Source organism: Schlesneria sphaerica (genome assembly GCF_044336245.1).
In the GTDB taxonomy this organism is placed as follows: Bacteria; Planctomycetota; Planctomycetia; order Planctomycetales; family Planctomycetaceae; genus Schlesneria; species Schlesneria sphaerica.
The window spans coordinates 2,341,745-2,365,349 of sequence record NZ_CP172346.1 but is presented as its reverse complement, the minus strand read 5'-3'; the positions used below and the strand labels follow the sequence as shown (position 1 = coordinate 2,365,349).

Genomic DNA, 23,605 nt, shown 5'->3' with positions numbered 1-23,605 from the left:
CGACAAGCTCACTGACCGCCAGCGGGCTTTGAGTCAGGGCTAGCGGCAGATCCATTCAGAGCTTTAACGCGTTGTTCCTGTTCAAGTCGCAGTTGCTCCAGCCGCGTTAATCGCTTGACCGGGGCGGCCGTGGGTTCTGGCGTCGCTGCGGGGGCGGCCTGCGCTACGGGTACAGGTGCGGCCTTCGGAGGTAACGGTTTGTCGACCCGAATTTGACCTGTCCCGATGTTATGAATGACTGGCTCGCCGTTTTCTGTTACGACCGCCTGGCAGAAGAGACTTTTGTTGACCCCTTCAGGGGCGTCGGCTTCGGCTTTCACCTTGAAAATCAGCTCTTTGGCGTCCTTGTTGAATGTCATTGCGGTCGTCGTGATTTTGTTGGGCAGGCCCAGCAACTGCACGGTCGCATCCCCTTCGAATTCTTTGGCCGTTTCCAGTTTGACGACGAGATCTGTCTCGGCACCAAGTTCAACTGCGGCCGCCTCATAGGTGAATCGGAAATAGGGCTCGGCGACACGCAGTGTGACGAATGGCGAGCAGACCATGACTGGGCCATTGCCGACCGTGGCTTCTCCCCGCACAGTGATCTTGTGATCCTTGACCTGTGCATTCCCCGCTGCATTGATCGAAATCAGTGCCTCGGACTGTCCTTCGGGGATGGAAACCTCACGGCTGGAGTTAACGCCATTAGGGTTCAGCACAAGCTCAATTTTGATCGGAGCAGTGAAGTCGGGGGCGCGCGTTGCGACCACCTTCAGCGACATCTGTCCCCCTTGGACGAGCGGGACTTTCGGTTCGACAATCTGAAGCGTGAACGGAATTTTCTGTGTCACGACCGTGGCGAGCGAGTATGTCGGTTCTGTCCAGAAGGGAATATTGTTCAGTCCCCGGACCAGAACGGTTGGAAGGCGAACTTCACCTCGTGGGGGATTGGGGTTGGCAGGGTCTGTCAGCGATCCCACGATTTGAGAGAACCGCCCGGACATCGGGGCATCCGGGGAAGCGGCAAGGATGACTTGGGCCAAGCCCTGGTCGGCTGCCATTCCGAAGGACTCGACGGTGACGCCTTCAGGCAGATTCAGTCCTGTGAAATCGAGATGGCCGCCAAAGGCGACTCGGTTGGCGTTGATTAGCAGCGGGAAGCGATTTCCCTGGGGAATCGCGAGTTTCGGCTCTACGTACTGCACAAATTCGTTGACACCCAGCAAGGCTTCCGGCACGAGCGGACTGACTTCAATGCGATAGTGGAACGCACTGCCTCCCCGTCGCAGGTGGTCTCTGACCTCAAGAAAATATTGGCCATCTTCGGGGACCGCGAAACGGATGAAGCTATCCGGTCCATTACTATCGTCGTTGCTGGCGATCGCTCCGCCCTGCGCGTTGTAGAGAATGAGAATCGGATCCAGTTCCGATCGCAATCGTCGAGCCCAGACATGGATTTCCAGCGTCTGCCCCTTGGTCGCAGTAAAACCAAAAAAATCCACATCCGTTTTCGATGAGAGTGCTCCGTTAAACGCGACGGGTGCGGCTGCTTTGGTCGCCTGAGCAATCGTCTCGTTCGGTTCCTGCTCGATGGAGTTTTCCAGGTCAACAACTCGGAAGCGGTTGCCCGAGGGAGAAATCCCCTTGTCGTCCGTCGCAAAGACGGCATACTCCGGATCGACATTCGCGGGAAGTTCGACTTCCCGTTCGAACTCGCCGCTGACGTCGCCCATAAATCGGACTGCGAGCTTCTGTCCTGGCTTGCCTCCGGCTGGGACAATCGCCAGGGGACGAGGATAGTTTCCGATGTGGCATCGGTAATAGCAGGCACCGTTTCCGCCGTAGCTGCTTTCACGGATTTGAATCACGTATTTTCCGTCAGCAGGAGCGATGATCGAGGCCACGCCGTCCTGCCAGATCAGAGCCGCATCGTCGCTTGTCGCCAATTCAAAACGCGATTCGTTCAGAATGGCGACATACGGATCGAAGAACGTATCGCCCAATCGGATCCCTTCGACCTCGGCCGTAATGCGATCCCCTTTTTTTGCCTCGATCAGGAAATAATCCACATCCTCATTCTGGATGATTCCCTCGACCGTCACGTTGCCGGCGACAATCTGTGGTTGCTTGAAATCGCTGTTCGGTTCGACCTCGGCAACCGTTGGCAAGGCGCTGACCCGGAATGTTCGTAAATCAGATAGACCACTTCCCGTCCGGATCCGACAGTGCTTGGTTCCCAGCACGCAATCCGGTGCAATCTTGAGTTTCGCCTTGACCTGGCTGCCATTTACGACGGTGAACTGGGTGACTTCGATCCCCGGTTCGTAAATCATCAGTTCCAGAGCGTCTTCGAGGCGCTGACCATTGAAGGAGAGTTCAGTCTCGATTCCTCGCTGGGCACCACGAGGGAGGATACTCGAAAGAACCGGACTTGCGGCATAGGTAGGGGACGCAACCAGTACAAGCACCAGCGTCAGGACTGCACGCATATCATCGATCTCGCAAATTCGGGCGAAGCGCAATGACGTTGCTCAATTGGCGCGCGCCAGTGGCAGCAACAGTCGGCGGGGGCGGGTAACGGGGAACAAAGAGCCTGAGTCCACTGAGGTCTTTGCAATGTGGTCTGGAGGCGGACATCCTGTCACACCCGGTCATTCTCTATCAGGATGCAATGATCGCCTGCTCTGCGGGGCGACGTGGCAAACCGTTTTCGATTTCCCGCGTCAGCCATTCCGCACGAGCGATTTGTGTTCATTCGCATACTCGCGTGAATCCTCGCCGAAGGTCTGCGAGAATCGTTCGATCAGGCGAGGAGTTCTTTGATGACTTTTCCGCCGTCGACGATCTCGATCGGACGATCACCGGGTGCCATGAGTTCCTTATCCGCGACGATTCCCATGCAATGGTAGACCGTCGTAAAGAGATCTTCTGGGCCAACCGGATTGTCTTCGGGTTCGGAGGCGGTGGAGTTGGATGATCCGTAGATGTAACCACCTTTGATCCCTCCTCCGGCCAGCGCGACGCTGAAGACCTTCGGATAGTGATCACGGCCTGCCTGTGCGTTGATCTTCGGGGTTCTGCCGAACTCTGAAGAGACCATCACGAGCGTTTCTTTCAGGAGTCCCGTGCGATCCAGATCATTGATCAGAGTGGAAAACGCCTGGTCAAATGCTGGCATCTGGTTGCGGAATCCGGCGACGATACCGGTGTGCATGTCCCATCCGCCGTACGTCAGGTTGACCAGACGAACTCCTGCCTGGACAAGTCGTCTGGCCAGCAGCATTCGCGCACCCGCCGTGTTTCGACCATATTCGTCGCGGATCTGAGCGGGTTCTTTTTCGATGTCAAACGCCTCGCGCGCGGCAGGAGAACTGATCAGGCTGTAGGCCCGGTCGTAGAAGGTGTCCATCGCGGTCAGGTCGTCGGATTTTTCCTTTTTCTGGAAATGGGCATTCACCGCTTCGAGGGCCGAACGACGGGTCGCAAAGCGACTTTCATCCACGCCACCCGGCAGGTCGAGGTCGCGGACTTTGAAGCCGCCGTCCGCGGGATCACTCCCGAGACTGAACGGGGCAAATGCGGAACTCAAATAACCGCTGCCAGCGAACTCAGTCGGCATGTTTGGAATGCAGACATACGGGGGAAGGTTGTTGCGGGGCCCGTATTCATGGCTCACGACCGAACCGATACAGGGGTAGATCAGCGCAGGACTGGGGCGATAACCCGTAAACATGTTGTGAGTGCCTCGCTCGTGCGCGGCTTCACCATGAGTCATTGAGCGGATAATGGTGAGCTTGTCGGCGACTTGGGCGGTCTTGGCGAGGGTATCACCGAAGACTTCGCCGCTAATCTTCGTGGCGATCTGTCCCATCTCGCCTCGGTATTCGATCGGGGCGTATGGCTTTGGATCGAAAGATTCCTGATGCGCGATTCCGCCCGGCAGAAAAATATGGATGATGGACTTTGCGGTGCTTTCAAAACTTTTGTAGTCTTTGAGGTCACCGTATGCCGTACTTCGCAGCAGTTGTGGCAGCGTGAGCCCTGCACCTGCCAGAACGCCCAGGGAGAGAAATCCACGACGATTCATACGGTCGAAATGACCAGGATTACAGCTCGGCATTCGAAATTCTCCGCGAAAACCGGTGAAAGCAATGTTCAGCAAAGTCTGGGAACGGACCGGGCGACTGTCACAGTCGCAATGCCGGATACATCTACCTTGTCAGTGAACATCAGCGGGTTACAAAACATTCGGCGAGGAATTCGTGTTTTTCAGGAATTCTCAGTAATTTGGCAGGCAGCAGTGGCGGGAGTACATGGTTAGCGCTGGTGGACAGATATACTCAACCAGCTACTTAGGCTAACCAACACACATCGGAATCGTCAAGTGTGTGCTGAGCCGGAATAATCCGTCAGGACTTCCTTTCGGCAGGGTTTTACAGCACGGGCTGTCGCGATCGCCCGTTCGCTCGCCACCTGGGTATTACCTCCCGCGCGATGGGCTCGTCTGAATATTCGGTCGTTTCCTGGGGGGGACATCGGCTTGGGTGCTGATGTGCGCCCGGGACGGGGGAATTTTCCGTCACACAACGATAATAAAGGGACTGGAGTCCTTCCCGTTAAAGTCTACAGTTCTATCATTGATATCTGCTTGCTAAGATGTCGTAGCGGGGCAGATGACTTTTCATCGCCAGGGCATTGGACCACTGCCTGTATCCAAGCAACATGAAAGAGTGTGGCTGGACTTGTGCCGACGCGGCTGATGGTGAGAGAAAGTGGTTGGTTCCTGTAGAACGAAGAAGTAGAAAGAGCTGAGAAGTCAGCAAGTGACCATTCGGCCCATGGATGCTGTACGGGGTAGAAGCCCCCGTCTCCCGTGTACGAAGGTCTCAATTCAAGAGAGTCGGCTCACCCGACGTGATTCTGATGCAGTTGCCCTCCAGATGCGGTGCGACTGCAACGGGTTTGAGTGACAGAACAAAGTGGCATTAAGACGCCCAACCACTGAGCGGCATAAAGACCGCTCTAGAACGAAGGATTTCCCATGACAGATCACGTGAATCAAGTGACAGACGCTTCCGAAGCGGATGATTCCACTCTGAATGTTTCGGTGCCCAAAGCGGCCGCACACGTCGAAATTCAAGCTGGCGACCAGGCTGATTACGAAGAAGACTTTGATGGCGACTCCGAAGAACAGGGATCGATTCAGGGGGATTTGACTCCAAACGATATCTTCGGACTCGATCCACTCGACGTTCTGACTCTCGAAGAATTGGCAGACTATCTCAAGGTTTCCACTTCCGCCGTCCATCGCATGATGAAAGAGCAGAAGCTCCCCGGGCGGAATTTCGGTGGCGATTGGCGATTTCTGCGGGACGCCGTTGCGAACTGGCTCCGCTGTCAGGAAGCTCCCGCACAGGAGCAGAAGAAAGCTCGCGACGATTACTCGAAAAGTCAGTCGAGTCAGTCCAGCGATTCAGAAACGAGTCGCTTCAGTCGTCCGCCGCAACGAAGTTATCAGGATGACCAGTCCGGTGGCGAGTACCGCTCCCGCCAGCGGTTTTCAGAAGGGGGCGAGCAGTACGGCAAACGGAGCGGTGGGCAGTACGGGTCAAACCAGTACGGTTCCGGTCAATACGGCTCCGGAGGGTACGGCGGCGGTCAGTACGGTGGCGGTCAAGGTGGTTCAGGAAACTACGGTTCGGGGGGGTACTCTCCCCCACCTCGACGCCAGTTCCGTAGCGGACAGGAAGGTGGAGGTAGTTACGGGTCAGGAGGCGAAGGAGGTTACGGAGGTGGTCGCCGCTTCGGAGGAGGTGAAGGCTATTCGGGTGGCGACCAGCAATTCGGTGGACCCAAACGAAAGAATAAGCGTCAGGTCTTCGACAACGAACGGGGCAAGCGACTGGACCGACGCCGTGACGTGGACTCGGGCGAAGGGCTTCCGGGCGCCAAGGAGTGATCTGACTCGGTTAAGCAGTAGAGGAGAGGCTGGGGCACCCACTCGGCCTTCGGTCCTCAACGCATAAGAAGTGTGTGGAGTCGACGATCGGGAGGAAAACTTACCCCGGTCAGTTTCCTGGTGGTCTATGAGAACGCATGGCAGTCGTCATGCGTTTTTTTACGCGCCGACCTGCTGGCTTAGGCGCCTCGGGTTAAGCTGCAGGTTTGCAGTGACCACAGTTTTCACACGATACTGCCGCCAGGATTCAACGCCGCCAGGATTCAACTTCGCAATGGCCTCAGGGTCAGCAAAAGAACCACCGACCGGGCTTCACCCAAAAATCCCCCTGTGGAAATGAACGAGGGCGTTCCGGTCAGGACTCTCACCGTCACCAACGCTCTGGAAGTACGATGCATCATCAACTGATTCCGACTTGCTATCATCGTTCACTTGGACCTTACAGCCCAGTGCTGAAAGTGCGGAGTGCTGACACCGTTTCTACAACCACAGTCGATGCTGCTGGAGCGGATCAGACGGGTGAAGCTGTGACTCCCCGCGGCAATCCGCAGACGGGGCCGATTCATGTCGCAGAAGCAGAACCCGGCGATACGCTGAGGGTGACACTTGATCGAATTCGTCCCAATCGCAGCAAAGGATGGGCGCGATCCGTTGTCGCTCCGAATGTTGTCGACCCGACATACGTGGGACAATTACCTGAGGCGCCACTGGCAGAATGGACGATTGATGAAGAGGAAGGGACGGTCACACTGACGTCTCCGCCGAATCAACTCGGCAAGTTGACGATTCCCCTTGAGCCCATGCTCGGCTGCTTCGGTGTGGCTCCTTTTCGGCAGCAGGCGATCTCAACCGCGACTTCCGGAGAACACGGTGGGAACATGGACTACCGCGGCTTTGTTGCCGGGACCACTGTTTATTTTCCTGTGTTTGAACCGGGAGGACTGTTCTTCCTGGGGGACGGGCATGCTGCGCAGGGAGACGGAGAAATTGCGGGAACGGGTATCGAAATTTCCATGGACGTGACAGTCACGCTCACCGTTCTGAAAGGTAAGTCGATCGGGTGGCCGCGAGGTGAAAACTCTGACTTCATTTTCACTGTTGGCAACGCCCGTCCGCTAGACCAATGCCTGCAACACGCGACGACAGAGATGCTTCGCTGGCTGCAGCAGGACTACGGCCTCGACGCGATCTCTGCCAACCTGCTGCTCAGCCAGTGCGTCCGGTATGACCTGGGGAATATGTTTGATCCTGCGTACACGATGGTCTGCAAAGTTCCCCGCAAGTACCTTCCGAACCGAAATCTCAGACCGACGACCTGACGAATCGTGCTGTCGAAGTGGATTGAGTGACGCATCTGGATGGTGAAATTGGAAGCATCCAGATGCGGCGCTCTACAGGTTCCGATTGTGTTCCCGGCGACTAGGCCTCGTCCGATTTCAACGCTTCGATTTTGGCAAGCACCTTGGGGATGTGTTCATCGACTTTAACTCGGGCCCAGACGGCGACGATCGTCCCGTTCTTGTCGATCAGAAATGTTGAACGCTGGATTCCCATCGATTTCTTGCCGTACATGTTCTTTTCAACCCAGGCACCATACTTTTCCGCGACTGCGTGGTCTTCATCGGAGAGCAATGGAAATGGGAGTGAAAACTTGTCAGCGAATTTTTGATGAGAATCGACAGGATCAGTACTGACCCCGAGAATCACGGTGTCGGCAGATTGAAACGCTGCAAATTCATCGCGAAATCCGCACGCCTGCCGCGTACAACCGGGGGTGTCGTCGCGAGGGTAAAAGTAGAGTACTACATTCTGCTTTCCCTTGAACTGACTCAGTTTTGTCCGCCCTTTCGGGAATGTGGGCAGATCAAAGGGGGGGGCTTTATCCCCTACTGCAGGCCTGGTGGTCTCAGCCATGTTGAGTTTTCCTCGTGTGAGATAAGTGACGTACCAGTACCGGGTCTGACTTCAGCAACGCCTGGCTATGTGCACTGGACGTGGGATGAGCGGCGGATGACTCGGCGAGACGCTGTTTTAGCCAGCCCGTTGGGAAAAGGATATCTTGATGCAAGTACTTCCGGTATTGGACATCCTCGGCGGGGAAGTCGTTCGTGGCGTTGCTGGTCGGAGGGCGGAGTATCGCAGGATTGAAAGCCGACTCAGCAGCAGTTCTGATCCAGTGTCGATTGCGCGAAGGTTGCGAGAATCGTTCGGTTTCGACCGCTTTTATGTTGCCGATCTCGATGGGATCATGCAGCAGAAACCGCATTATGACGTATATCGCCATCTTTGTGACGAGCGGTTCAAGCTGCTGATCGACGCAGGTGTCTGCGACTTCGCAGGGACCCAGGCCCTGGCGCGAGCAGGCGATGTGGAGATTGTTCTGGGGCTTGAGACGACACCCTCACCCCAATCCGTGCGGCAACTCGCGAAGAGCGTGCCGAACATCACTTTCAGTCTCGACCTGCTCAATGGCGTCCCCCGTTTTGCGGGAAATGTTGGTGGCTGGAGTCAACGTCCTCAGGAGATCGCTGCCCAAGTGGTCGAAGCGGGGGGTCGATCCCTGATTGTGCTCGATCTGGCAGACGTAGGTATGTCAACCGGGGGATCGACGGACCTGCTTTGCCGGTTCATTCGTCGTGAGTTTCCCGACGTGGAACTGATCAGCGGTGGTGGGGTGCGCAGCCGATCAGACCTGTTGCGGTTTCGCGAACTGGGCGTCGATTCCGTCCTTGTCGCATCTGCACTGCATGACGGGCGGTTAGATTCGACGGACCTCTGTGGACTCTAGGTCCCAACGCACGCCAGCCAGGGCAGCTGTCGTCAGCAGTCGAGGGTGTTGTCCAGCTCCCATTGAGTCACGTAGCTGGAGAAATCCCTCCACTCTGCATGCTTGAGTTTGAGGAATCCGGTCACGAATTCCGGGCCCAGTCCCGCGGTCAGGATCGTATCTCGTTCCAGGGCTCGCAACGAATCGAGCAGATTGTCGGGAAGGATCCGCAGTCCTTCGGGAATGCGATCGAGGTAGGCGTTTGATTCCGATGGAGGCCCCGGGTGACGGCGGTGGTCGATTCCATCCATCCCCGCTTCGAGCAGAGCCGCAGCCATGATGTAGGGGTTGGCTGCCCCGTCCGCCAACCGCAATTCGAATCGACCGCCGTCGGGAATACGGATCATGTGGGTACGGTTATTCCCTGCGTAGCTGATCGTATTCGGGGACCAGGTGGCTCCGGAACTGGTTCCCCGTGCATGGATGCGGCGATACGAATTCACGGTGGGGTTCACGATGGCCGAAATCGCCTCGGCGGAGTTGAGAACCCCACCCAGGAATTCATAGGCCAGGGGGGACAGTCCGAGATCGTTACGGGCGTCGTGGAAAAGGTTGACTTTCCGCTCTTTGTCCCAGACGGAAACGTGAATATGGCAGCCGTTTCCGGTCAGGCGAGAGAAGGGCTTGGGCATGAACGTCGCCCGCAGCCCATGCTGTTCGGCAATCGACCGGACGAGAAACTTAAAGAAGGTCTGTTGATCCGCCGTGCGGAGTGCTTCGCTGTATTTCCAATTGATTTCGAACTGTCCGTTGGCATCTTCATGATCGTTCTGGTACGGCTCCCAGCCGAGCTTCTCAATCGCATCACAGATTTCGGAGATGACGTCATAGCGACGAAGCAAGGCCTGCTGGTCGTAGCAGGGCTTCCTCTGATCATCCAATTTGTCACCGATCTGCTTTCCGTCGGGACTGAGCAGGAAGAATTCGCATTCGACCCCGGTTCGCATTTCAAACCCTCGGGCAGCAGCCCGGCCGATCGACTTTTTGAGGACATTGCGGGGGCCTTGTGCAAGTGGCTTCCCTTCCATCATCAAGTCAGCCGCCAGCCATCCGACTTCGGGTTTCCAGGGAAGCTGAATCAGACTTGCCGGGTCAGGCAGGGCATAAATATCTGGGTCGGCTGGAGTCAGGTCGAGCCAGGTGGCGAAGCCGGCGAAAGGCGCTCCCTTCTCGGAGACTTCTGAGATGGCGCTGGCCGGGATCAGCTTCGACCGGGATGTCCCGACGAGGTCGGAGAATGACACCAGGAAATAACGTATCCCCAGCTCGTTTGCGGTTTGCTGCAGGTTCATGATCGCGTCTTTCGATTCATGTACGTCGTCGATCGCCGCGAGCAGCAGTCGAGGACGTTCTCAGTTCGTATCGCCCACGAGTGGCGGGCGCCAGGTCTTCAGTTTCAGGTGCGGTTCAAAGCGAGGAGCGCGCTCCGACGAACCTTGACGAACACCAATCGCGATTCAGGAATCGTTTAATAAGTCCGCGACTGCGGCTTTCAGGAACAACTGATCTTGCAGATGCTTCGATGGATTTCCGGCGCGATGGCCCCAGATCGAAGGGATCGGGCGGAATTCCGCGTTGGGCATCTTTCTGGCCTCAATCAGGCTGTCTTCGGGAGTGAAGTAAAGATCCGTCTGGCCCGGGATGATGAACGTTTTCGCGGTGATCGATGCCAGGGCCTTGTCCAGGTCGCCCTGGAAGACGTCATTATCACTGATGTCAGAATGCAACCATGTCTGCAGCATGGACAGCAGATTATTGGCGTCGCGACGCAGGAAGCTCGCTTCCCAATCCCGGACCAGAAAGTCTTCCAGCGAGGTGTAGCCGAGACTCAGGTAGACGTGTTCGCGGTAAAAAGCCTGTGAGAGAGCCCAGCCAGCATAGACGCGGCCAAAGGCTCGCAAGCCCTTTTCGGGATGTGTTCGGAAGTATCCCTCCACAAAGTTGGGATCGGTGGTCAATGTCGCCCGCAGGCCTTCCAGAAAGACCTGATTGTGGGGCGAGGTTCTGGCTGACGTGCAGACGGCCGCGATCCGCTCGACCGAGTCAGGAAAGAGTGCGCCCCAGTGAAGTGCCTGCTGGGCTCCCATTGACCAGCCGTATGCCATTGCCAGTCGGGTGATGCCGAACACCTCTGCCAGCATTCGCCGCTGTGCGATGACATTGTCAACATGGGAAATGAACGGAAATGGATGTCCAGGGGGAAAAGGGCTGTTGGAAGGGGAGGTGGACAAGCCATTTCCGAGCATGTTCGGGATGACGATGAAGTAGCGTGTGGAATCAAGGATGCTGTCAGGCCCCCCGATCAGCCACTCGATGTCCATATGCTGTGCCCCGTACGAAGTGGGGTAGAGCACGACATTGGAGCGATCTCGGTTGAGGTTCCCGTAGGTCTTGTAGGCCAGCTGAAGCTCTGGAACGACAACTCCACATTTGAGCGTAAAGTCGGGAAGCCGGAAGATCTGATAGTTCGAAGCGGCCAGGGGAGGGGAGGCCGGGGCACTCAAGAGGCTTCCTCCCGCTTTTCAGTGCCGAGGGAGCGGACGACCGAACGATTGGCGGCGACGTAATTCGGGGCCAGGTGTGCCAGCTTCTGTTTGAGTTCTCCGTGGGCCTTAGGCAACTGAAAAAAGGGGATCGAAGGATAGAGGTGATGTTCTGTGTGGTAGGGCATATTCCACATCAGCAGCCGTACCGGAAAGCTCGCCAGTGTCGTGCGGGTATTCGTCAGTCCATTTTCGTCATCACTACAGCCAGTGTGCTCTGCAATCAGAATGGCTCGCAGCAATGGCTGAGCGAGGAACGTGGGCAGGAAGAAACAGTACAGCGCGTAAGGGTAACCCAATACGACGGAGATGATTCCCGCCACGTACACCGCCGATTGCAACCCGGCGGAAAGGGAGATTTTGCGACGGGCATTCTCGGGGACGAAGGGGTAGCTGCTGGTTTGACCGGTCACAAGTCGGGCGAACATCAGAGGGCGGTAGAGCCAGAAGGGGATGCCGCTGATTTCCAGCAGGTATTGGATTACCGTTTGTGGTTTAGGAGACATCAGCTCGGGATCGCGATTCGCATCCTGTGTGTAGCGATGATGCCAAGTGTGATAGTAGCGGTAGTAGGTGAAGTTATAGTAACTGAGTAAACCGGCGATCCAGCCGAAGATTTCGTTGTAGATCGGGGTCGCAAAAGCAGTCTTGTGAACACACTCATGCATGGGAGCGAACATCGTGACCAATGCAAATCCCTGCAGCAGCATCGCGGGAATCATCAGATACCAGTGGGGCATAGCCCGCCAGACCAGCAAGCCCGCACCAATGATGATGGCGAGATGGGTTCCGAATCGCAGAAACCCCTGCAGATCAGATCTTTGGCTGAGGGCTCGCACGGTGGCAATTTCGAGGGCTCCGCGGCCAGGTAGTGCCGAGGTACCCATGTCGATTGAGTCAAGGCTTGAAGCCGCATCAGAAGCCATCAGCTACTCCCACGAACACTCACCTGAACGGAATCAATCGCGGATTCGCACTAGTATCTGCATGTTTACTAACGTGATAAGACGGGAGTCTCTACCACCATATTTAGCTTTGTATAATTTCAGATTCAGCGTAATCAGGTGCTTATGAGGCGACAAGCGATTTCCTGCACGATTGTTGGGTGACTTCGGCTTCCCGCACTGGCGCTGATTGCCTCGGTTCGTGCGACGTCTTTCCCGCGCAGCGACGGAGATTTTCATCACTGAACAAGGACTGGTGGACGTCGGGTTGCGATCTTTCTGGATGCCACAGATGCCCCCCCACTTTGGGTGGCACTGATGGCACTGACTTGATCGGTGTTGAAGGAGATTGTCGATGACCCGGTGCGGGTGCCTCGTCGTGCAGTCCTTCGCCTGACGCAGGCCTGCGTCAGGCGAAGGACTGCATCTGCAGGAAACCTTTTTTGAGATTTTTCCCAGATTCGCAATCGCCATTGAAACCGTTTAAAGTGATGGCGGGTATTGATTTCGGAGGGGTGATCAGCTCGTGGACGATCGGGAACTCGCCGAACGCTGTTTGACCGGTGACCAATCGGCCATCCGTGAGTTCGTTGCGCGCTTCGAGGGTCCTGTGCTGGCCATTTGTCTTCGGCAACTCAGGCATCGCGAGGACGCGGAAGACGTCGCGCAGCAGACAATGGTGCGTGCGATCAGGCATCTTCATCACTGGGATCAACTACGGTCTCTGGATCCCTGGGTGCTGACGATCGCCGTCAATCGCTGTCGAACGCATCTTTCACAGCGAAAAGTACGTCCCCGCAGTTTCGATCCTGCGATTGACTCTCCTTCGCGCGAACAGCGTCTGGGGACGGCGGATTTGTCCGAAGAACTGCACCTGGCACTCAGAAAATTACGTGACGAATATCGAACGTGCTTCATTCTGTTCTATCAGCAGGAACTGAGTATCGCTGAAGTTGCGGAAGCCATGAATTGTCCCGAAGGGACAGTCAAAACGTGGCTGCACCGGGCTCGTCGAGAACTCGGACAACTGCTGATCGAACGCGGCGTCGTGACAAAGGACGGATATGAACTGCACCGAATTTAATAAAGAATTTGAGCAGTCTCTCGAGACTTCCCAACCGCTGGACTCGACGGCGCGAGAGCATCTTTCCGTCTGTCCTTCGTGTCGGGCATTTTGCGAATATCAGCAGCAACTCGACGATGCGATCGATGCGTGGAGATCGGGGTCCGGTTTAGAAGCATTGTACGAGCTTCCGCCACAACACATGGAGGGACTGGTGGATATGCTGCGGCGAGCGGCACCTCCCACGCGTCTGGCTGATTTCGTTCTGCATCAACTTGGGGAACTTGAGCCGGCTGAAGCAGGGGCATCGGAATTGCCGAGGCCCCTCCGTCGAGTCGCCGCAGTCCATACTCATCGCCGGGAGTCACGTTCGGCACCAGGATTTTTCGCGTCGCGAGCCATCCTTTTCGCATCGACGGTCGCGGCGGTCTGTCTGGTGGTTACCGTTCTCGTTTCCATCGGCAGGAAGGAACAAATCCAACAGGTCGCGAGTCAGTCTCCCGCAGTTCCCGTTGAATTCACTTCCCCATCTCCGGTGATCGTGGCTGCTCCGCAAGACGGACTTGTCACTGCGGATGTTTCAGAAACACTGACGGCGGTCTTGTCGGATATTCGGTCCGAGTACCAAGTGCTGGCGACCGAGACAACGTTGGCCGCTCGTGAGTTTGCCAGCGTCATGCCAGTCAGACCCATTTCCCTGAACCTGAGAAAACCAGAACCGGAGACTTTGGAATCGGTCGATTCGAAATCCTCTGCGGTCGATGCTACCCGGATACTGAGTCCCATCAGCACCCGGGTCGAATCAGCACTCGGTTTCCTTTGGAACACGGTTCCGAGTTCGGTTCCTGCCGGCTGAAGGACGTCTCGCGCAGCTGACGTTATTGAATTTGAACCGATTGTGGCGGTGTGAGGGGCAGAAATGCGATTGGAAGTTTCTAGACCAGATCGCAAAGTCCAAGGTAGACGCTCATGTTAAATCATTGGTCGATGACGTGTTGCTGGTTGCTGCTGGTCAGCTTGAACTTCAGCTTATCCCTGTGGGCCTCGGAACCGCGGTCCGCAATGGATCTCGTCTCTGCGGATACCGCACTTTGTCTGGAGATCACCGGTCTCGAACAGGCATGGGGAGACTTAGAGTCAGGTCCGCTGGTGGAGCGGCTGCGAGCATTCCCGCCATTTCAGCGATTGCTGGAAAGTCCTGGCTTTCAGCAGTGGCAGGCGCTGAACCAGCATGTGGTCAATCAGACGGGGACGACGATTTCTGCGGCACTTCGCCAGCTATTCGCCCGTTCGCTTGTTGTTGCCATCGAACTGGATGTCACAGGGCGTCCCCGTGGGATTCTCATCGGAGAGGCGCACGACGAGGCCGCAGTTCGTGCTGCCATTGCCGCCTGGCAAAAGCTGGAGCCGAACACGGTGGTGACCAAGAAGACCCACCATGGCGCTAGCTATTTCGAACGTTCACGTCAGAAGACTTCGAAGGACACTCTTTACTTTGCCGTCGCGGATCGATGGTTCGCTATTTCTGATCACGAGACGCTGCTGCATGACGTTATTGATCGATTCACTGCGGGAGCCGACGGTGCCGCTGCGTCAGGCTCGTTGAAATCGATGCCGCAGTCCGTGAAGTACAGCGAGGCTCGCAATCGTTTAAAGGACGACGCTTTCGCTTACGTGCACATCAACGCCCGTGCGTGGGATCATGGAATCGAGGAATCGTCAAGGGGCGACAAGGATCTGGAGAATCTGTCGGCGATCTGGAAGGGTGTTGACTGGGTCTCAGCGAGCCTTCACCTCGATCAGGGGATTGTGTTTGAAGCGGTGGTGAATCTCGACGCCGAACAACTTCCTCCCCACTGGACACAATTCGTAACGCAACCAGTAGCCGAGTCTTCGTGGCTACAGCAGATCCCGCCGGAGTCGCTGCTGGCATTCGCGGGCGGTTTCGATCTGGCGCCACTGGTGCGATTTGCGTTTTCTCAGATTCCACCGGGCGAACGCGCTGAAATCGCTCTGATGTGCCGCGTCACGCAGAGTCTTTTTGGGGGATATGATCTCCTCGAGACAATCATTCCCGCACTGGGCCGTGATTTTGGCGGTTTCGTGACGATCCGGACCAATAGTACATCGGGAAAGACCACGCTGGACGGTGCCGTTGGCTTTTCGTTGGGCTCTCTGGCTGAAGAGCCGCTGCTGTCGGGGCTGGACCAGGGGCTCGAAGCGGGCCTCAGGCTGCTGGCCGCTTATCACTCCGCTCAGGGGAACTCCATCGTTACGGTAAAGCGGGAGGAAAAAGACGCCGTCCGCGTTCGAACGTTGGCGGGAGAAGCTCCTTTTCCGATTGCTTACGGACTGAAACAAGACAAGCTCATCGTTGCGGGATCGTCGGATCAACTGCAAACGTCGTTAGAGACTTTGGGGCAACCTCAGTCGGTGGGGCGGTTGCACGATCATGCACGTCGATTCTTCCCGGGTTCCCACCAACTCATCTGGCTGGACTGTGTGAGAACACGGGAAGTGCTGGCGAAGAGTGGACCGGAACTGGCCAGTTCGCTCACGTTTGAAGCGGTAGAAGAGACTGCACGGCTGAAAAGGCGATTTGAAAAAGTCAGGCCGCTGCTGTCGGTCGTTGATTCCCTGTTTCTCGCTGGCAAGCTTGAGCCCGATCGAATCTCGCTGATTTTTGGCGGAGGCTTTGATCAACCCTGAGGTTGCACCTCGTGAAAACCAGCCGCCTGCCGGAACTGTTGGCCGCGCAGGTCCGATTTAAGTGTCGTCTTCCCGCATGACATAAAACCGGGACTGGCATCGCCGGCGAGGGCTGTTGTGTTGGGAATTGGCAGCTCTGCCGAAGGTGGCTTAGGATCGGGTTGATTGATTTTCTGGGTTGAATTTGACGCGATTTTGGTGAACCTCGTACAACGACCCCTTGTCTGTTAAGCTGGTTTATCCAAAATGAACTTGCACAGTGGTGTTTCGATTCGAGTCGAATCGGATTTCCTCGCACAAGTGACTGAACAACCATACCCGCGAAATGAACTTTGGAGTCTGCTATTTCTGCCGCCGTCTCTACCCCCAGTTCAAAAAATCGATTGCAGCGCAGTCTGGAAGATGCCTGCCACATAGCCAAACTGTGCGAAGAGTATCGCGGTAAGGATACGGTGGTACTCGACTTGACCGGTGTCACACCGATCATGGACTTCTTCGTGATCACGACCGGAACCAGTACGCGCCAGATGCATGCACTCAGTGACGAAGTCCGGGTGCAGATGAAAGCTCGTGGACACAAACCACCCGCAACCGAAGGATACGAGCAGAGTTCCTGGATTCTGCAGGACTGGGGCGACATCGTGTTGCACTCATTTCTGCCAGAAGCGCGCGAGCTTTACGACTTGGAAGGACTTTGGGCCGACTCGAAGCGGGTTGACTGGCGAGCCGTCGTCGCGGCAGCTCCTCGTTAATTCGATGTCCCTCTGCTGATCAGTCTGGTAGGATGACTTCCTGAGCCTGTGCGACATGAGTTGGTGGGGGATTTTCCGGAGAGAATCTCCCCCGAGTGGCGACTCCCGGGGATGAGACCATGACGGCTGCTGCACCCTTCCGGATCGGATTGACTCGCGATTTTCTCAAACCTGATGGGACAATTGGCTTCGGCGATATTGGACTGTCCTTACTGGATGACGCACCGAACATCCATTGGGAATTTCTTGCCGAACATCGACCGGTTCTCGGTCCGGAGCAGATCGCTGGCCTGAACGGTTTGCTGGCCCTTTCACCAAAAATCACGGCTGAGACTCTTAAAGGGGCCCGGGAGCTCAGCATCATCGCCCGGTTCGGGGTTGGCTATGACAACGTCGATGTGTCTGCCTGTACTGACGCAGGCGTCATGCTGACGATCACACCGGATGGCGTAAGGCGTCCCGTCGCGGTTTCAGCGATGACCCTGCTGCTCGCACTGTCTCACAAGCTGCTGATTAAAGACCGATTGACCCGTGCCGGACAGTGGCACGACAAACTTAACCACATGGGGCAAGGTGTCAGTGGAAGGACGCTGGGGGTCATTGGTGTCGGGAACATCGGCCGTGAGATTTTCCGCCTCGCCTCGCCGTTCGAAATGCGTCACCTTGGTTTTGATCCCTACCTGAATGCGCCGGTGGAATGTGTGGAACTGGTGTCGCTGGATACGCTGCTGCGAGAGTCGGACTACGTGGTTGTCTGCTGTGCATTGACTCCGGAAACGAAGCACTTGCTCAATGCAAGCCGACTTCGGTTGATGAAGCCCAATGCCTACCTCATCAATGTGGCGCGAGGACCCATTGTCGAGCAGACTGCACTGGTGCAGGCACTGGCCGGTGGTCAAATCGCGGGAGCGGGACTCGACGTGTTTGATGTGGAGCCCATCCCGCCAGACGACCCGCTGCTCGCACTCGATAACGTTATTCTTTCACCACATGCCATCTGCTGGACTGACGAGTGCTTCCAGAATATGGGACGCAGTGCCTGTCAGAGTCTGATCGACGTGGCCAGCGGACGAACTCCGGCGCACATCGTCAACCGCGATGTCCTGACGAGCATTGAGCTGGTTCGAAAGCTGGAACAGCATCACTGCGCGGCGGCAAATTCGAGCCGGTCCTCTTAGCTTCTTCCTGAGCTGGATGCATGCTGGATAAATTGGTGGCGACGGCCATGATCCGCGCCAGCGCGCCCGATCCGAAGGCGTGATGGAGTTGTCCAGCTCGGATAACCCCATCCGCCTTCGATTCATGGGGCCCCCCTGCGAGTGAGTCGCATGACGAGTTAGTCGCATGAAGAGTGCAGACCGCTTTGCTATAACGAGCGAAGGACAACCGGACTGAAACGAGGAAGTCTGTTGAAGTCCTGCCGCACACCGCCAGAGGCTGATCGCACTTTTCACGAGAGAATTTTGATGCCGCGTCGAGGATTTGACCTGCTGGTGGAATTCCTGATCCACCGACATCGGTTCCTGGTGGGCATCGCATTTCTACTGACAGTGCTCGCCATTCGCCCGGCGAGTCGGCTGGCATTCGACCAGTCCATCGAGTCGCTCTATGCGGCGAAGAACGTCCGTTTGCAGGACTATTCTGAAGGGAAACGCTGGTTCGGAGGGGACGAATTTGTCTTCGTCGCTTACAGTGATCCGGATCTGTTCTCAGATGACGCACAGACCCGCTTGGAGGAATTGGCGAACCGACTTGAACAGGTTCCCGGTGTTGTGGAAGGGAGCGTTCAAAGTCTCGATCGCACTCTCGCGATGGAACGGCTTCCGTTCCTGAAGCACAGGCGTGAAGAACTGCTTGACTTCAGCCGGGGAATATTGCTCGGAGATGACAATCAGACGACTGCGGTCGCGGTCAGATTACTAGAACCGAGCCAATCTCCCGTAACCCGGGATGAGTCCCTCGCTCAGATTCAGAAAATTGCGAATGAACAGCCCCTGCCGACGTACGTCGTTGGTGAACCGGTTCTGGTTCATGACATGTTCCGCTATGCCCAGGAAGATGGAGAGTGGATGGGTTGGGCCGCGTCTGTATTGCTCATCCTCGTAATTCTGTTTTTCCTTCGCAGCCTTCGGTCAATTATCCTGCCTTTCGTTATCGTGCAGTGTGCCATCCTGTGGACGAAAGCCGTGCTGTTCCAGAGCGGTATGCAGTTGAGCATGGTCAGCTCGATCCTGGGGTCTCTCGTCACCATTGTCGGCGTCTCGACCGTTGTTTACATGTCGCTTTACTATCGGAAAATGCGCGAGCAGGCGGATCGAGTGAACGCGTTTCGGCAGACGCTCCACGTCATTGGAATGGACATTTTCTGGGTTTGTCTGACGACGGCCGTGGGCTTCGGCGCCCAATTATCCAGTCGGCTGCACCCGGTCCGTTCGTTTGGCCTGACAATGGTGATTGGTTCGTTGTTCGTGCTGGTGGCCATGATCCTTGTTCTGCCCGCTGGTTTTCTGCTGGGGGCCGAGGGAGGAACGCTCCGCAAACCTCGTGGCGATCGTCAGATGAACCAATCTCTTGAGGGGCTTGCCAAATGGGTTCTGCTGCATCCCTATCATGTCTGGATCACATGCGCAATTCTCATGGCGTGGGGCGTGATGGGACTGTTCCGGCTGAAGATCGAAACCGACTTCAGCAAGAATTTTCGAGCGACAAGTCCCGTGGTTCGTGGTCTGGATTTTATTGAGACACGGTTAGGAGGAACCGGTGCCTGGGAAGTCAATTTTCCTGCACCTGATTCCCTGAACGATGAGCACCTTGAGAAGGTCGCTCGACTGGCACAGTCGCTACGTGAAATCCCGGGAGAGGACGGTCCTGCTCTGACTAAAGTTCTGGCGGTGACGGATGGTCTGGAGTTAATTCCCACGATTCCCTTGCTCGCTGGAACAACCGAGGCGAAAGCCAATCACTTGAACCGAGTACAACCGGAATTTATTCCCAGTTTGTACAACGCCGAAGCAGGGCGAATGCGGATCATGCTGCGTGCGTACGAACGTCAATCATCGGAAGCAAAGCAACAACTGATCGAACGAGTCAAAACGCTCGCGCAGACGGAATTTCCTGAGGCGAAAGTGACCGGGCTGTTCGTGCTGCTGACGTTTCTGATTGAAAGTCTGCTGGCAGATCAATGGACTGATATCATGCTGGGGGGATCCTGCCTGATTGCCGTGATGTCGGTGGCCTATCGCAGTCTCTGGATGGGCTTTGTTTCACTTGTCCCCAACATCATTCCCATTGTGCTCCTGTTGGGGGGGATGGGATGGCTGGGTTTCCCGGTGAATATCGGAACGGCAATGATTTCCAGCGATACGATGGGACTGACGATCCATGACAGCATTTTCTACCTCTCCGCATTTCTGCGTGCCCGTCGGTCGGGGCTTGATTTTCCGACATCACTCCATCACGTTCAATCCGAAGTGCGCCAACCGCTCCTCTATTCGAACATTGCATTGATTGTTGGCTTCCTCGTTCTGGCAACGTCTCACTTTGTCCCTCTGATTTACTTTGGTGTGATTGTCAGTGTTGCCATTGCAGGAGGGCTTGCCGTCAATCTGCTCCTGTTGCCACTCTTACTGCAATTGGGAGAGCGCTTCGAGAAGGCAGTTCCCGAGGCAGATGAGCCGAGTCCCGCTTCCAGTTTGTAATCATTGCCCTGCCGAAACGCGTAGTGTGAGGCGATTCATTCCTGATCTCTGGTCGCGGCGAGTGTGTCCGGTGCGCCGCTGCCCTGGTTTGGGTCCATCCGGTTTTCGTGCCTGTTGATTCTGAGGCTACGCGGCCAATGATGTGATCCCTGATGCGGATTAGACTATCCCGTTCCCGAAAATGAGCTGTCAAAGGAGCTTTTCTGGTGGATAACAGCCTGGCGACACGAGTGGCGGTAGCGATCGTTCTGACAATTCAGGCGGGGCTGATCGCCGACGACTGGCCACATTGGCGCGGTCCCTATCGGAATGGGCATCTCAATGAGAAGTCAGGATGGAACGGTCAGACCTGGCTTGCCGACAAGCCTGACTGGACCCTGGAAGTCGGGGAGGGAGCCAGTTCGCCGCTGGTGGTCGGTCCGTCTGTTTTCGCGCTGGGCTGGGCCGAAGGGAACGACACGCTGCGATGTCTGGACGCCGCCACTGGAAAAACGGTCTGGTCTGTCGCACGCCCTGCCCCGCAATGGGGGCGTTTTCACGACGGTGATGAGGGAATGTATTCGGGGGCCTGTTCCACTCCCGAATATGATTCGGAGACAAAGTTTATTTATACGTTGGGAGTTGACGGAGATCTGATCTGCCGTGACACCCGAAACAGTGGAAAAACGGTGTGGGAGATTAACCTCTACGAGACTTACCACGTCAAGAAAAGGCCTCGGCTGACGCGTGCTCCTCAGCGCGACTACGGTTATACATCAAGCCCGCTCGTGCATGGTGACTGGTTGCTGGTCGAAGTCGGTGCCGACTCGGGATGCCTCAAAGCCTTCGACAAGCGAACCGGACAGCTCATCTGGTCCTCGGAGTGCGTCGACCCCGCTGGGCACAACGGCGGGCCGGTGCTGATCACTGTCGAATCCGTTCCTTGCGTGGGGCTGTTCACCGTCAATGGACTGGTCGTCATCCGCCTGGACGAGGGGCACGAAGGAAAAACTGTCGGAACTTATCCCTGGATTACTGACTTCGCGAATAACGTCGCTTCACTGGCGGTCCACGAAGACAATTTGCTGATTACCTCGCAGTACAATCACAAGTCGATCTGTCGATTGAAGGTTACCCTCAGCGGGATCGAAAAAGTCTGGGAAGCGGACTATTCCTCAAAAGTTTGCACCCCAATTATTCACAAGGGCTTTGTCTACTTTACGTGGCAACGTCTGCGATGCCTGGACTGGGAGACGGGCGAGCAGAAATGGGAAGGGGGGAGCTTCAGTGATCCCGGTTCCTGTATTGTCACCAGTGATGACCGCCTGATTGTCTATGGTTTCAACGGCAGGCTGGCTCTCGTCGAAACGGCGGTTCGATCGCCTGAAGAGTATGTCGAACTTTCGGTTCAGGAGCGACTTTTCCGAACTGAGGCCTGGCCCCACGTTGTCATGTCCGGCGGCCGCATCTTTTGCCGTGACCGCCTCGGAAATCTCGCCTGTTTCCGCGTCGTCGATTGAGGGGGCTCTACACGGCAGGACAGATCCGCAGTGACGACACCGGCCTGCGACCCGGTTCAACAGTGTCGAATTGTTGATTCTTTACGCCAGGATTTCACTGATAGGGACACCCCCTTGCGAGATTTCGACGGGGCGGTTTGTGTGATCGGGAACTCTTCGTTCGGGGTCAATCCCCAGGGTCTGGTAGATCGTCGCAATCAGATCGGCGGGGCGGACGGGTTTATCTTTCACGTAGGCCGCCTGAGAGTCAGAAGAACCATGGATGGTTCCCCCCTTGATGCCAGCTCCCGCAAGCAGGGATCCGAAGCAGTTCGTCCAGTGATCGCGCCCGGCATTACCATTGATTCGAGGAGTGCGACCCATTTCGCTCGTGATCACGACCAGCGTTTCGTCCATCAGTCCGCTGGACTGCAGGTCCTGCATTAAGGCGGAAATCGTCTGATCGAACCCGGGTAGTTTATTCTGCTTCAGGATATTGAAATTGTTGGTGTGTGTGTCCCAGGCATCGTAATCGACATTGACGGGACCCCAGTACAAGTCCCAGGTGACGTTGACGAAACGGACACCGGCCTGAATCAGCCTGCGGGCGATGAGGGTCGAATTTCCGAAAAGGGTTCGTCCATAGCGCTCGACAATTCGAGGGTCTTCCTGTGTCAGATCGAAGGCCCGTCGCATCTTCGATGACGTCAGGATATCGAACGCCTGCTGCTGATTCCGCTGAAAGGTAGAGGCAGTGAGGATCTGGTCCGCTCGCCGTCGTTCCTCGTCAATCTGATTCAGTAGTGACCGCCGTTGATTCAAACGATCAATGGTCATTCCCTCCTGGAGCGATGTGCTGGGCAGGACGGGCTCGCCTCGAACAATCTGTGGATTCCCTGGAAGCGGGTCAAAAGAGGTCTTGTCGTAATAGGGCTGACATTCGGTCGTCAGCGCGTCGTAACGCTTCCCCAGGAATCCGCCGTACGGTCCAGCACGGCGAAATGCCTGACCCCAGCCGAGCCAATTCGGCATGTAGACGTACTGGGGCAATTCTGCTTGCGCGCCGCTTAGATATTGCAGCACGGATCCGATACTGGGGGGATCGGTTTCGCGCGGGTGTTGGTCAGGAGGGAGCATGTCGTAACCGGTAAAACAGGGAAGGCAGTTGTGACAACCCGCCTTGTGGTTCACCGACCGGATGAACGCAAACTGGTGAGCCCACTGAGCGAACTGCGGCAGGTGCTCGCAAACATTGATTCCCGGCACCGATGTGGGAATCGGCTTGAATTCCCCCCGGACCTCGGCGGGGGCATCCGGCTTCAGGTCGTACATGTCCTGAGTTGCAGCGCCACCCAGCAGGAAAATGAAAATGACGTTCTTCGCTTTGGCGTCGTGTACCAGACCTGCATTTTCGGCAGCCAGAATCTGTGGAAGTCCGAAACCACCTAATGCGGAAAGTGCCCCGGCTTTCAGGGTCTGCCGGCGTGTAATACCATCACAACAACGACGCGGACTTCCAAGCAGATTCAGCATGGGGATCTCGCCGCAAGAGGGACCGATCTGTACGCATCAATAGGTTTTGATTATACTTGTTGTGCGGGGTTCATCCAGTGAATTCGCATCGAACTATGCGCGGTTGGGGCTAAGGAG

Annotated in this window: 17 protein-coding genes; 10 read left to right on the top strand and 7 right to left on the bottom strand. The window is 56.2% G+C overall.

The window, feature by feature from the left end; all coding sequences use genetic code 11:
• Nucleotides 1-8: 8 nt before the first annotated feature.
• Both ACGY09_RS08695 and ACGY09_RS08690 read right to left on the bottom strand, forming a co-directional pair.
• Nucleotides 9-2,471, bottom strand: coding sequence for a PPC domain-containing protein (locus ACGY09_RS08695; protein WP_397571240.1), 2,463 nt, complete (start codon nt 2,469-2,471; stop codon nt 9-11).
• 314 nt (nt 2,472-2,785) lie between these two features.
• Entirely contained in the window at nt 2,786-4,102 is a 1,317-nt protein-coding gene (locus ACGY09_RS08690; RefSeq protein WP_397571239.1) for a DUF1501 domain-containing protein, read from the bottom strand.
• Nucleotides 4,103-5,023: 921 nt separating this feature from the next.
• Between ACGY09_RS08690 and ACGY09_RS08685 the strand changes: the two genes are divergently transcribed.
• Nucleotides 5,024-5,941 (top strand): helix-turn-helix domain-containing protein, encoded by a 918-nt coding sequence (locus ACGY09_RS08685; protein WP_397571238.1) that lies wholly within the window; start codon nt 5,024-5,026, stop codon nt 5,939-5,941.
• A 392-nt stretch (nt 5,942-6,333) separates the two neighbouring features.
• On the top strand, nt 6,334-7,260 hold the full coding sequence (locus tag ACGY09_RS08680; protein WP_397571237.1) for an acetamidase/formamidase family protein: 927 nt from the start codon (nt 6,334-6,336) through the stop codon (nt 7,258-7,260).
• Nucleotides 7,261-7,360: 100 nt separating this feature from the next.
• On the opposite strand, the gene bcp is transcribed toward ACGY09_RS08680, so the two are convergent.
• Complete coding sequence (bcp, locus tag ACGY09_RS08675; RefSeq protein ID WP_397571236.1) at nt 7,361-7,855, bottom strand: thioredoxin-dependent thiol peroxidase; 495 nt, start codon at nt 7,853-7,855, stop codon at nt 7,361-7,363.
• Nucleotides 7,856-8,003: 148 nt separating this feature from the next.
• On the opposite strand from bcp, the gene ACGY09_RS08670 reads away from it, so the two are divergent.
• Nucleotides 8,004-8,729: a HisA/HisF-related TIM barrel protein gene (locus ACGY09_RS08670; protein WP_397571235.1), complete on the top strand. Its 726-nt coding sequence runs from the start codon at nt 8,004-8,006 to the stop codon at nt 8,727-8,729.
• Between the two features lie 32 nt (nt 8,730-8,761).
• Here ACGY09_RS08670 and glnT read toward each other — a convergent pair whose 3' ends face one another.
• The 3 genes from glnT to ACGY09_RS08655 form a co-directional block, all read right to left on the bottom strand.
• A complete protein-coding gene (gene glnT / locus ACGY09_RS08665) occupies nt 8,762-10,060 on the bottom strand; it encodes a type III glutamate--ammonia ligase (protein WP_373650682.1) in 1,299 nt (432 codons plus the stop codon).
• Nucleotides 10,061-10,225: 165 nt separating this feature from the next.
• Nucleotides 10,226-11,272, bottom strand: coding sequence for an alpha/beta fold hydrolase (locus tag ACGY09_RS08660; RefSeq protein ID WP_397571234.1), 1,047 nt, complete (start codon nt 11,270-11,272; stop codon nt 10,226-10,228).
• A complete protein-coding gene (locus tag ACGY09_RS08655; RefSeq protein WP_373650684.1) occupies nt 11,269-12,237 on the bottom strand; it encodes a fatty acid desaturase in 969 nt (322 codons plus the stop codon). Before ACGY09_RS08655 ends, ACGY09_RS08660 begins: the two co-directional genes overlap by 4 nt.
• A 544-nt stretch (nt 12,238-12,781) precedes the next feature.
• Here ACGY09_RS08655 and ACGY09_RS08650 point away from each other — a divergent pair.
• The 7 genes from ACGY09_RS08650 to ACGY09_RS08620 all read left to right on the top strand — a co-directional run bounded on the left by ACGY09_RS08650 (nt 12,782) and on the right by ACGY09_RS08620 (nt 21,976).
• Complete coding sequence (locus ACGY09_RS08650; protein WP_397571233.1) at nt 12,782-13,339, top strand: RNA polymerase sigma factor; 558 nt, start codon at nt 12,782-12,784, stop codon at nt 13,337-13,339.
• Nucleotides 13,320-14,174 carry a hypothetical protein gene (locus ACGY09_RS08645; protein ID WP_373650685.1) on the top strand — a complete coding sequence of 285 codons (855 nt, stop codon included), beginning with the start codon at nt 13,320-13,322 and terminating at the stop codon, nt 14,172-14,174. Before ACGY09_RS08650 ends, ACGY09_RS08645 begins: the two co-directional genes overlap by 20 nt.
• A gap of 113 nt (nt 14,175-14,287) precedes the next feature.
• A complete protein-coding gene (locus tag ACGY09_RS08640) occupies nt 14,288-16,027 on the top strand; it encodes a hypothetical protein (protein ID WP_397571232.1) in 1,740 nt (579 codons plus the stop codon).
• A gap of 332 nt (nt 16,028-16,359) precedes the next feature.
• Nucleotides 16,360-16,779 carry a ribosome silencing factor gene (rsfS, locus tag ACGY09_RS08635; RefSeq protein WP_397571231.1) on the top strand — a complete coding sequence of 140 codons (420 nt, stop codon included), beginning with the start codon at nt 16,360-16,362 and terminating at the stop codon, nt 16,777-16,779.
• 119 nt (nt 16,780-16,898) lie between these two features.
• Nucleotides 16,899-17,957 carry an NAD(P)-dependent oxidoreductase gene (locus ACGY09_RS08630; RefSeq protein WP_397571230.1) on the top strand — a complete coding sequence of 353 codons (1,059 nt, stop codon included), beginning with the start codon at nt 16,899-16,901 and terminating at the stop codon, nt 17,955-17,957.
• A 288-nt stretch (nt 17,958-18,245) separates the two neighbouring features.
• Nucleotides 18,246-20,477 (top strand): RND family transporter, encoded by a 2,232-nt coding sequence (locus ACGY09_RS08625; protein WP_397571229.1) that lies wholly within the window; start codon nt 18,246-18,248, stop codon nt 20,475-20,477.
• A 206-nt stretch (nt 20,478-20,683) separates the two neighbouring features.
• Nucleotides 20,684-21,976, top strand: a complete 1,293-nt coding sequence (locus ACGY09_RS08620; protein WP_397571228.1) for a PQQ-binding-like beta-propeller repeat protein — start codon at nt 20,684-20,686, stop codon at nt 21,974-21,976.
• A gap of 81 nt (nt 21,977-22,057) precedes the next feature.
• On the opposite strand, the gene ACGY09_RS08615 is transcribed toward ACGY09_RS08620, so the two are convergent.
• Nucleotides 22,058-23,488 carry a DUF1501 domain-containing protein gene (locus tag ACGY09_RS08615; RefSeq protein WP_397571227.1) on the bottom strand — a complete coding sequence of 477 codons (1,431 nt, stop codon included), beginning with the start codon at nt 23,486-23,488 and terminating at the stop codon, nt 22,058-22,060.
• Nucleotides 23,489-23,605: the final 117 nt, after the last annotated feature.

What these genes read in the sequence shown, in the direction of transcription:
- ACGY09_RS08695 (WP_397571240.1), bottom strand. Translation starts at nt 2,471, where the DNA reads ATGCGTGCAGTCCTGACGCTGGTGCTTGTACTGGTTGCGTCCCCTACC.
- ACGY09_RS08690 (WP_397571239.1), bottom strand. Translation starts at nt 4,102, where the DNA reads ATGCCGAGCTGTAATCCTGGTCATTTCGACCGTATGAATCGTCGTGGA.
- ACGY09_RS08685 (WP_397571238.1), top strand. Translation starts at nt 5,024, where the DNA reads ATGACAGATCACGTGAATCAAGTGACAGACGCTTCCGAAGCGGATGAT.
- ACGY09_RS08680 (WP_397571237.1), top strand. Translation starts at nt 6,334, where the DNA reads ATGCATCATCAACTGATTCCGACTTGCTATCATCGTTCACTTGGACCT.
- bcp (WP_397571236.1), bottom strand. Translation starts at nt 7,855, where the DNA reads ATGGCTGAGACCACCAGGCCTGCAGTAGGGGATAAAGCCCCCCCCTTT.
- ACGY09_RS08670 (WP_397571235.1), top strand. Translation starts at nt 8,004, where the DNA reads ATGCAAGTACTTCCGGTATTGGACATCCTCGGCGGGGAAGTCGTTCGT.
- glnT (WP_373650682.1), bottom strand. Translation starts at nt 10,060, where the DNA reads ATGAACCTGCAGCAAACCGCAAACGAGCTGGGGATACGTTATTTCCTG.
- ACGY09_RS08655 (WP_373650684.1), bottom strand. Translation starts at nt 12,237, where the DNA reads ATGGCTTCTGATGCGGCTTCAAGCCTTGACTCAATCGACATGGGTACC.
- ACGY09_RS08645 (WP_373650685.1), top strand. Translation starts at nt 13,320, where the DNA reads ATGAACTGCACCGAATTTAATAAAGAATTTGAGCAGTCTCTCGAGACT.
- ACGY09_RS08640 (WP_397571232.1), top strand. Translation starts at nt 14,288, where the DNA reads ATGTTAAATCATTGGTCGATGACGTGTTGCTGGTTGCTGCTGGTCAGC.
- ACGY09_RS08630 (WP_397571230.1), top strand. Translation starts at nt 16,899, where the DNA reads ATGACGGCTGCTGCACCCTTCCGGATCGGATTGACTCGCGATTTTCTC.
- ACGY09_RS08625 (WP_397571229.1), top strand. Translation starts at nt 18,246, where the DNA reads ATGCCGCGTCGAGGATTTGACCTGCTGGTGGAATTCCTGATCCACCGA.
- ACGY09_RS08615 (WP_397571227.1), bottom strand. Translation starts at nt 23,488, where the DNA reads ATGCTGAATCTGCTTGGAAGTCCGCGTCGTTGTTGTGATGGTATTACA.